The following is a 7,811-nucleotide window of genomic DNA, read 5'->3' as shown; positions in this document are numbered from 1 at the left end:
TGTGGACTGGGCCTGTGCTGATACGCCCATGAATGCGATCAGCGATGCCGCGCACAAAGCTTTGAGGGGGACAGTGGTGAAGTGTTTAGCCACGGATTGAGTGTTCATATTGACGTCCAAAAAATACCCAAAAGTGGGTTACCTATCATCGGAAAAACTGCGTGGTTCGACTGTGCGTTAACGTACGTGCGGTCTCGTTGTGAGGCTGTTTGGGGGCGATTTGAAGTGAACGGAAAGAGCTATGCACCAATAAAAAAGGGATCGGTCGTCACGACCGATCCCTCCACCACAACCGACCCTGTGAGTCGGCTGGTTCAAATCATTACCGCTTTGATGTCAGTGACCACGATCTTACCGGCGTCCTGAACAACGATGAACTGAATCTTCTCGCCTACCTGGACTTTGTCCAACATGGCATTGTTCTTGACGTTGAACACCATGGACATCGGGGGGATGTCCAGGTGTTTGATCTCGCCATGCTTGATCGTGACCTTGCCGTTTTCCTGCTGCCTTGGCCCTCTGGTGCTGATCATGCTGGGCACATCTGGGGCATGGATAAGCACGTTGACCCTGCTGGAGCCATGCCAGTGTCCATCCTTTCGACGCACGTGCCCACCGGTTTTCCGGTCTGGGCGAATTTACCAACCCGTTCGGGGCTTCCATGCCCTGAGGAGGTGAGGGAGCCCGTTTTCCAAAGAGCTTCCCTCATGAAACAACATCTCCCGCTTCTGGCCAGCATGGAGCAGATCTCGACCATCCTCGCCCTGCATGCCATCTTCCCGTGGGAAGTGCCCATGCAGGAATCCGAGGAAGGTATCTCCGCAGAGGAGCGCCCCGAAGGCGCACGCCTGCTGCACGACGAAGCAGGCAATGCGCTGTTGACGGCGCGCATGGTAGGCGATGACATCGAGCTCGACATCCAGAGCACCCTCATCGGACAACCCCCATCCTCCCTGTCGCTCATGCTGCAAGCGCTCGGGGTGAACAAGACAGTTTACCGTCTGGATGCGGAAACGCTGTATGACCGGGTGGTGAGCCTGTACAACGCGTGGGTGCTGCTGCGCAACCTCAAGGCACTGCCTGTCGAGGAGCGGGTGGCCACCGCCGAAAAACTCATCGCGCTCAGTGCTGAATGGCACACGCTGCGCATGGCGCAGTTCGAGCTACGGCTCAAGTCGGCGCAGAAAACGCGCATCGCGGTGCTGGAGCAGCTGGTGAACGACCCAGAGTGGCTGGGCAATGCTCTCGCGCAAGCCGTTCTCAACGGCGAGCCCCGCGGCTCATCGATGACGCTGCAGTTGCAGGGCCGTGACTACCCCAGCGAGCTGGCCGTGGCGCAGCCCTTGGCCGCTCCGGTGGCTGATGGCAAGCCCGCAACCCGAAAGGTGTTCGGCGTGCAGGTGGGCGCCTCGATGCTGCCGCGCGCGACCCGCATCGACCCGAAAATCATCGCGGTGCTGCAAAGCGCATCGGTGACTGGCAACGAGGTTCGAATCGTGGAACGACTGAAGCCCGCCCGGTACAATAAAACGGCAGACGTGCTTTGTGAACTCGGCGGCCAGTGGTCGACACCCAAGCAACCGCACGTCTTTGACAGCTGTCCTCGCGATGCGCTGGCGCAGGTGGTCACCACCGGTGAACTGCTCAGGAGCAAGGACTAAGTGTTTTTCCCGACGCCGCCCGAACTGGTGCAGCGCCTGCTCCTGCTGACCGGCCTCGAGGCCGGAATGACGGTGCTGGAGCCGCAGGCCGGATCCGGCGCTATCGCCCTGGCTGCGGCCGAGGTGGTGGGCAAGGACAACGTGACGTGCTACGAGCTGATGCCCCGCAACGTGGAGCATCTGCGTGAACTGGGCTTCGACCTGGACGGGGCGGTGGACTTCCTTCAAGTGAAGCCCGAACCACGCTATGGGCTCGTGTTGATGAACCCTCCATTTTCAGGAGGCAAGGACATCACTCACGTCGAGCATGCGATGAAGTTCCTCGTCCCGGGTGGCCGGTTGGGAGCAATCACATCGACCACCTGGCGCACCGCCAACAACGCCAAGAGCAGGGCGTTCCGTGACTGGGTCAGCGAGCACGCGATCGACGTGATCGAGATCGAGCGCGGAGCCTTCAAGGCCGCCGGCACCGATGTCCCCACCGTGATGCTGGTGCTTCAGGCGCCGGTCGTGGGCGATCACGAAACCAGCTGCGACGACAACACCGACACCGGTTGCACCAGCGCAACCGATGTCATGGAGGAGCTGCAGGCGGCATTCCTCTGAACCACTGAAAACGAGAAACCCCCCACTGGCGAAGCCGGATGGGGGGTTTTTTCGTTGCGGGAACCTGTTCGTCCGAAAGTTTCAGGTAGCGAGCGCCCCCCCTGCAATGTTTTGATCAAGCCTCTTTCAACAAATGGAACAATCCATCATGCCCTCCAAAGCACCCACGGCACAGACTCGCAACAACCAGCGTTCACTCGCCAAAAACCCCAACTACGGCACCACGGGCAACAATGCCACCAACGCCCATAACCACGGCAACAGGGGTGCTCAATTGAACCCCAACAGAGCCGCACCAGCGCAACGACCGGCACCACAGGCGCCCGGCAAACAGCAGCATGGGTGAGCAAATCGGGTTTCCGACCCAAGGTGAACTGATCCGGTTCGCCTTCCGCTTCTCGGGCGTCCTGCCCGAGAAGCTGGATGACAGCTTGGTGGACGGTGCCACGCGCCACAGCGTGCGTCGGTCCATTGATCGCTTGGCACAGGACGATGGCAAGCTCGAAGACAACTTCGGAAAACTCCTGCACACACTCAGTACTCTCGTGCGTGAACACGCACAGTGGCCACCGGTGTATCTGGCACTGGGCGACGTTGTACTCAGCCTGCTGAAGCATTACCGCACCCAATTGAGCACCGAAGGGACGTTCCTCACCAAACGCGACACGGTGCGCTGGTTGATTCGGGACCAGTGGACCTCACTGGTGGCCACGGCGCTGGCCACGAGCGCGGCGAAGTGGCATCCCTCCACTTTCCTTCCGCTGCGACCGCCTGGGGACAGCTGGTTCCTTCCCGATTTCGATGACACAGGTGTCGTGTGGCCGATGCGCAAGGCACTCGACTGGTTGTACGAGACCGCTGGTGTGTCGCAAACGCAGTTTCACTACCCCGGGCGGGACACCGCTGAGAGCGAGCCCCAGCGGGAACGTCATCTTGAGAACGCGCAGAACTGGTCGAGTGGGCGCAGCTTGCCCTCGGCACCGGCACTTCGCCACAGCTTGCGGCAGGCGCTGACCGACAGGCCAGACGGCTTGGCCACCCTGGACGATCCAGCGAAGCTTCAATGCGTCCAGACGGTCCTTTTCCTCGCACGCGGATCGACCGCCATCTGGCAGGCCATCGTCGCTGAGCACGGGACTGAATTTGCATCGCAAGTCCGAGACCTCTTCCTGAAGCAGTGGCGACTGCTGATGACCGAAATGAGGAAGGTTGAACGGCAGATCGCGCGGCACGCGCGAGCACTTGGGGAGTCTGCGCACCACCCCGAACTGCGCAGCGAGGTGTTCCAGGGGTGGGCCGAGCAGACGGAGTATTTCTCCTACCGTGCTCGGTGCGAACTTCAGGGATACATGACAGCCACGGGCAGCTTGCCCCCACCCGATGTGCTTCAACAGATGACGCTGGACCACGGTGAATTCCAAATGGAACTCCTCGCGGCCACACTCCGTCTGGGCGATCTCCATGAGGTTCCACCGCACTTCGCGGACGCTCTTGGCGAGTGGGAGCGGCTGCGCCACGCTGACAGTCCCGATCTTGAAGAGGCGGATGCGTTTGCCAGGCGCCTGCAGGTGAACGGTCTGGGCGAAATACTGTGCTGGATGCCGCCAAGGCTGCGCTTTGTTCGCGCATACCGCGCAGGGGACCATGAAACGGCTTGGGCGGCAATCAGTCAGGCGTATGAACTCGCTCGCTACCGCGCAGGCAAGGCCCAGTACCAGATCGTGAATCAGTACGTGGAGATGGCCGCAAAGCGGGGCGACGCTGCAGCCTTTCGAAAAGCGGTCCATTGGGCCCGGTACATTGGCCTGCAAATCCGGTGGATCCGGGACGCCCCGCTGACGCCTCAGAATCTGAACGCTGCGATGCGCATCCTCCGGCAGGCCACCTACGACGTCTGAGTCCCCAGTAGAGCGACTGGTCGATCAACTCAACGTATCGGGCACGGCGTGCCGGGGCTTGAGCGCCATGGCCAGCATGACTTCCGGGGCCAGCACCACGCGCCGCTTCTTCGGGCGCTTGGCCACCACGAATTCATCTCCCCGGGCAACCAGCAGGCCTGCCTCCTCGGGCATCTCTTCCGGCCGCAGCAGTCCCTCGGGCGCCACGTAGTAGAACTTCTCGCTGATGGCGGCGTAGCCCGCGCGCTTGGAGGGCTTGGCGACGTCTGCCAGGAAGTCGCTGCGGCTGACCTTGACCTCGTGTACCGCGGCGTCAACGCGCTGCGGATCAAGCGTGGCGTTGATCGAAAACACGTCCGGGCGAACGAGCTGCAGGCTCTCCGCGTTTCGCACCTTCAGTTCGATGTTGGTCCAGCAGGCCCTGCCGTTGCGGGAGAGCCAGGTGGCCAGCGTGGCGCCAAGTTCATGATGGGGCGCACAGCGCGCACGGTTGGCCTCGACCTGGGCCTGCAGCGCCACGATGCCCGCCTGTGTGATGCACATGACCAGTCCTGAGCCACCGTAACGCGCCTGCTCAAGGAGGCCCAGTGCCGCCAGCTCCAAGGCCTGCGTGCCACCGGTAGATGACAAGCCCTGCCGCCCGGCATGCCAGTACCGGCGCAACAACGCGGACTGCTTGCTGTTCAGTGGGGCAGGGGTGGGCAGCACCATCTCAAGCCGCCTTCAGGGCATCGCCTGCCGGCAGGAAGATCTTGGGCAGCAGAGCCATATCGCTGCGGCACGCGAGAAACACCTGCTCGAATTCGCCGACGCTCAGATAGCTCAACTGGATGCTGTGCATCTTGGTCATCTCACGCACCAGTTCGAGTTCGGCCTCCGTTGGGGTGGTGTATCGCCACACGCCAGAGACCGTGCTGCGCTCTCGCACGCTCTCCAGCGCCCCGAAAGCATCCTCCCAGATGTCCGACATGCCCTTGACCACGCCCATGCGCTCCACCCGGCGCGAGACCACGCACGCCATGCGCAGATCCTGCCAGGCGTAGGCTGAGCGATCAGGCACGGTGAGCTCGATCATGGATCGGCTCAACGACTCGGCCAGACCACGCACGGTCTCGGGCGTGAGCTTGGCCACACGCGAGGCGGCCACCGCCATCGTGTTGATGGAGGGTTTCCACTTGGGTTGGAACGGTTTGCTGCGCTTCTTGCTGCCCATGGGTCTGGCTCTATTGGCTGGGATGCACGTCAGGTCAGATGTGGGGCCATGGCCTCGATGTGGGCTTGTGCCGCGCGCATGAGCTGTGGCTGCTGCTCCAGAAACTGAGTCGCAGCGTGCGCTGCGGCCAGCTGCGGCGCCAGTTCGGACGTTCTGGCCAGCTGGTACGCCTCGTCGGACAGGGCTTCGTCAAAGTCCTGGCTGAGCAGGCGCTTGACGGTTTCCCTGGAGGGTTGTTTGAGGGTACTGAGGTAGCCCGCCGAGTGCCGTGCGATGAAGGCAATCCGCTCGGGCGGGGTAAGCGCGCCCAGCGGCCCCGCCTTCATGTGCGCGAGGATCGCCGTGTGGCGCTCGGCCTTCTGCTTCTCCGCAGCCTTCTTGATCTCCACGGACTTTTTGAGGCGGGAGGTCATCTCCTCCAGGAGTCCGATGCAGCGGTACATGGATTCCGACTCGGCGGCGTCCAGGATGTCGTATGCCGCAATCCCACGCAGGACGGTGATCGCGCGCTTGGTGTTCGTGGCGACGCGCCTCTGCTCGTCGGCAGACTCCAACGGTCGCTTGGCGATTTCTTGAGGTGATTTCATAGACGAATTAGAGCGCCAAAACGACAAATCGAACGCATCGAAGGCCCTACATCAGGTCGACACTTTCACGAGATGCTGACGGTAAGTGGTTCGCCATCTTCGTCGGTGCAGCTGAAAGTCGAACGTTTGGCGGCCAGTGCGCGAGCAAGCTTTCCGGCAGCGGCAGTGCTGATCCAGGCTCCATAGGGCCCGGGCTTCATGTCAACAGCGCGCTTGCCGCCGTACGTTATCTGCAGGCCACTGTCAAAACCGCCCTTGGCGGCGCGAAAGTGATAGGTGGATTCTTCACCCGTCACCTTGATGGTCTTTCCGGCTTGGAAAAGAGCAAAGGCATGTGCGTTGATTGTGTCGGCGAGGTCTTGGACGGTTGTCATTTGTTTCCTTCAGATGATTTGGAAATGGTTTGCGAAGTTGAGCAAGACGGTTTCAACAAGGCGATTACTTGAGGTGATTTCATGTGGGCAACTAGAGCGCCAAACCGCATTCCAGTTGACGCTCGATGGGTAACAGGCGGTCCCTTTTCCAGATGGCCAGCCCAGCGCGCACCAGCTGCAGCGAAGCGCCCCGAACCTGCCGCCAGGAGACATCCATCTCGAAGGCTGCTTCCATCTCCTGCACCGGCAGCAGGCGCTGCAAGCGTTCGGGCAAGGACAGCACCGGGACGGCCCCAATCGAGCGCACGTGGTACTTCACCCCGGCCTCCTCGGCTGTGGCCATGAGTTCGTTCGCGTCATACCCGCCGTGGCGCGCCAAGAGCCCGATGAGAACACCCACGAACCGGGGACCGTGTGCTTCGTCGCCCGGGGTGAGCCGGTGCGCGGCCTCGTGCAGGATGACCCAGCGGTTGCGCGCCCACTTCGGCAGGGTGATTCGGTGGTCCCAGTGAGCGAGCGCGCTGCGCTGACCCCAGCTGGGGCGTTCGATCGTGGGCATGGGCACACGCGCTCTGCCATAACGACCTCTCTCGGACACCCAGATGGGCGCGAGAAAGTCAGAGCACTGAGCGATGGTTTCAAATTCGGAGTCGTGGTGCCGATGGACGCTCACCTGTCCGTCGATCATCCGGGTGAGCTTGGCGCTGGCGGCTTTCTCCCACGCGTATCGGTCATCAACTACCAGCATCTGGTCGCCATCGACGCACGCTGGAGTATGTACGGGTTGATGCCCCCATTTTCAGCACTGAAGATCTTCTTCGAGGTGATGGGAGGTGCCCGCAAACGACCACCTGAACTCCCACGCTTTCCCAAAACACCGGTGCCCCGGATCGGCAAGATCCATGTGGGACGCCAATGGGAAGTCCTGGAGGGTCCAAACAGCCTCAGCGGCTTGCGCGACGTGTCGCGCGAGTTTCATGCAGAGGAATGCGGCCTTGACCTCAAAGTCCTTGGCAACGGCAACATCGTGATCGACGATGAATCGGCTGAAGGCCTGGAAGTTGACGAGGAGGGCGCCATCGACTTCGTTGAGTTCCTCGGCGAGGAGATGGTCGCGCAACATTGCAGACCAGACCACACGGACTGGGCTGCAGGCTACATGACCTATCTGGGTCACGGCACGCTCCAGATCGCCAAAGGCCGCTCTACCCAGGTGGATGCGATTCTGAGGCGCGCACGCTGGCGTCAGGCCAACAACCTGCACGGTCAGCGAACGATTGAAGAACTGCGCGAACGCTGCACAACGCTGTTTGCAGAGCAACTTGAACTACTCGCGGCTTGACGCTGCATCCCGAAAGCCCCGTCCCTCGGACGGGGCTTTTTTTTGGTGCGCCCGGCACGGGCGCTCTCTCGGAGGTGCAAGTCCTCCCGTAAGTTGATCACAGCGAACGAAGCGAAGCGCAACTGCATGA

General features: G+C 61.6%; 11 protein-coding genes. 5 read left to right on the top strand and 6 right to left on the bottom strand.

What is annotated here, in order from left to right; translation table 11 throughout:
- Nucleotides 1-314: 314 nt before the first annotated feature.
- Entirely contained in the window at nucleotides 315-533 is a 219-nt protein-coding gene (locus ACN4F8_RS21910; RefSeq protein ID WP_419475521.1) for a copper-binding protein, read from the bottom strand.
- Between ACN4F8_RS21910 and ACN4F8_RS21905 the strand changes: the two genes are divergently transcribed.
- The 4 genes from ACN4F8_RS21905 to ACN4F8_RS21890 all read left to right on the top strand — a co-directional run bounded on the left by ACN4F8_RS21905 (nucleotide 439) and on the right by ACN4F8_RS21890 (nucleotide 4,165).
- Entirely contained in the window at nucleotides 439-678 is a 240-nt protein-coding gene (locus ACN4F8_RS21905) for a mercuric transporter MerT family protein (RefSeq protein ID WP_419475520.1), read from the top strand. The genes ACN4F8_RS21910 and ACN4F8_RS21905 overlap by 95 nt on opposite strands.
- Nucleotides 679-707: 29 nt before the next feature.
- Nucleotides 708-1,661 carry a hypothetical protein gene (locus ACN4F8_RS21900; protein ID WP_419475519.1) on the top strand — a complete coding sequence of 318 codons (954 nt, stop codon included), beginning with the start codon at nucleotides 708-710 and terminating at the stop codon, nucleotides 1,659-1,661.
- Nucleotides 1,662-2,267 (top strand): methyltransferase, encoded by a 606-nt coding sequence (locus ACN4F8_RS21895; RefSeq protein WP_419475518.1) that lies wholly within the window; start codon nucleotides 1,662-1,664, stop codon nucleotides 2,265-2,267.
- 338 nt (nucleotides 2,268-2,605) lie between these two features.
- Complete coding sequence (locus ACN4F8_RS21890; RefSeq protein WP_419475517.1) at nucleotides 2,606-4,165, top strand: hypothetical protein; 1,560 nt, start codon at nucleotides 2,606-2,608, stop codon at nucleotides 4,163-4,165.
- 24 nt (nucleotides 4,166-4,189) lie between these two features.
- Here the strand turns inward: ACN4F8_RS21890 and ACN4F8_RS21885 are convergent, their stop codons facing one another.
- The 5 genes from ACN4F8_RS21885 to ACN4F8_RS21865 form a co-directional block, all read right to left on the bottom strand.
- Nucleotides 4,190-4,876, bottom strand: coding sequence for a hypothetical protein (locus ACN4F8_RS21885; RefSeq protein WP_419475516.1), 687 nt, complete (start codon nucleotides 4,874-4,876; stop codon nucleotides 4,190-4,192).
- A gap of 1 nt (nucleotide 4,877) precedes the next feature.
- Nucleotides 4,878-5,378 carry a hypothetical protein gene (locus ACN4F8_RS21880; protein WP_419475515.1) on the bottom strand — a complete coding sequence of 167 codons (501 nt, stop codon included), beginning with the start codon at nucleotides 5,376-5,378 and terminating at the stop codon, nucleotides 4,878-4,880.
- 29 nt (nucleotides 5,379-5,407) lie between these two features.
- Entirely contained in the window at nucleotides 5,408-5,965 is a 558-nt protein-coding gene (locus tag ACN4F8_RS21875) for a hypothetical protein (RefSeq protein ID WP_419475514.1), read from the bottom strand.
- A gap of 65 nt (nucleotides 5,966-6,030) precedes the next feature.
- Entirely contained in the window at nucleotides 6,031-6,339 is a 309-nt protein-coding gene (locus ACN4F8_RS21870) for a hypothetical protein (protein ID WP_419475513.1), read from the bottom strand.
- 91 nt (nucleotides 6,340-6,430) lie between these two features.
- Nucleotides 6,431-6,898 (bottom strand): hypothetical protein, encoded by a 468-nt coding sequence (locus ACN4F8_RS21865; RefSeq protein WP_419475512.1) that lies wholly within the window; start codon nucleotides 6,896-6,898, stop codon nucleotides 6,431-6,433.
- Nucleotides 6,899-7,000: 102 nt separating this feature from the next.
- Here ACN4F8_RS21865 and ACN4F8_RS21860 point away from each other — a divergent pair, with 102 nt between their 5' ends.
- Nucleotides 7,001-7,681 (top strand): hypothetical protein, encoded by a 681-nt coding sequence (locus ACN4F8_RS21860; protein ID WP_419475511.1) that lies wholly within the window; start codon nucleotides 7,001-7,003, stop codon nucleotides 7,679-7,681.
- Nucleotides 7,682-7,811: the final 130 nt, after the last annotated feature.

This window comes from Hydrogenophaga sp., from assembly GCF_048549895.1.
Taxonomy (GTDB): Bacteria; Pseudomonadota; Gammaproteobacteria; order Burkholderiales; family Burkholderiaceae_C; genus Hydrogenophaga.
This window is presented reverse-complemented; position numbering and strand designations above follow the sequence as displayed.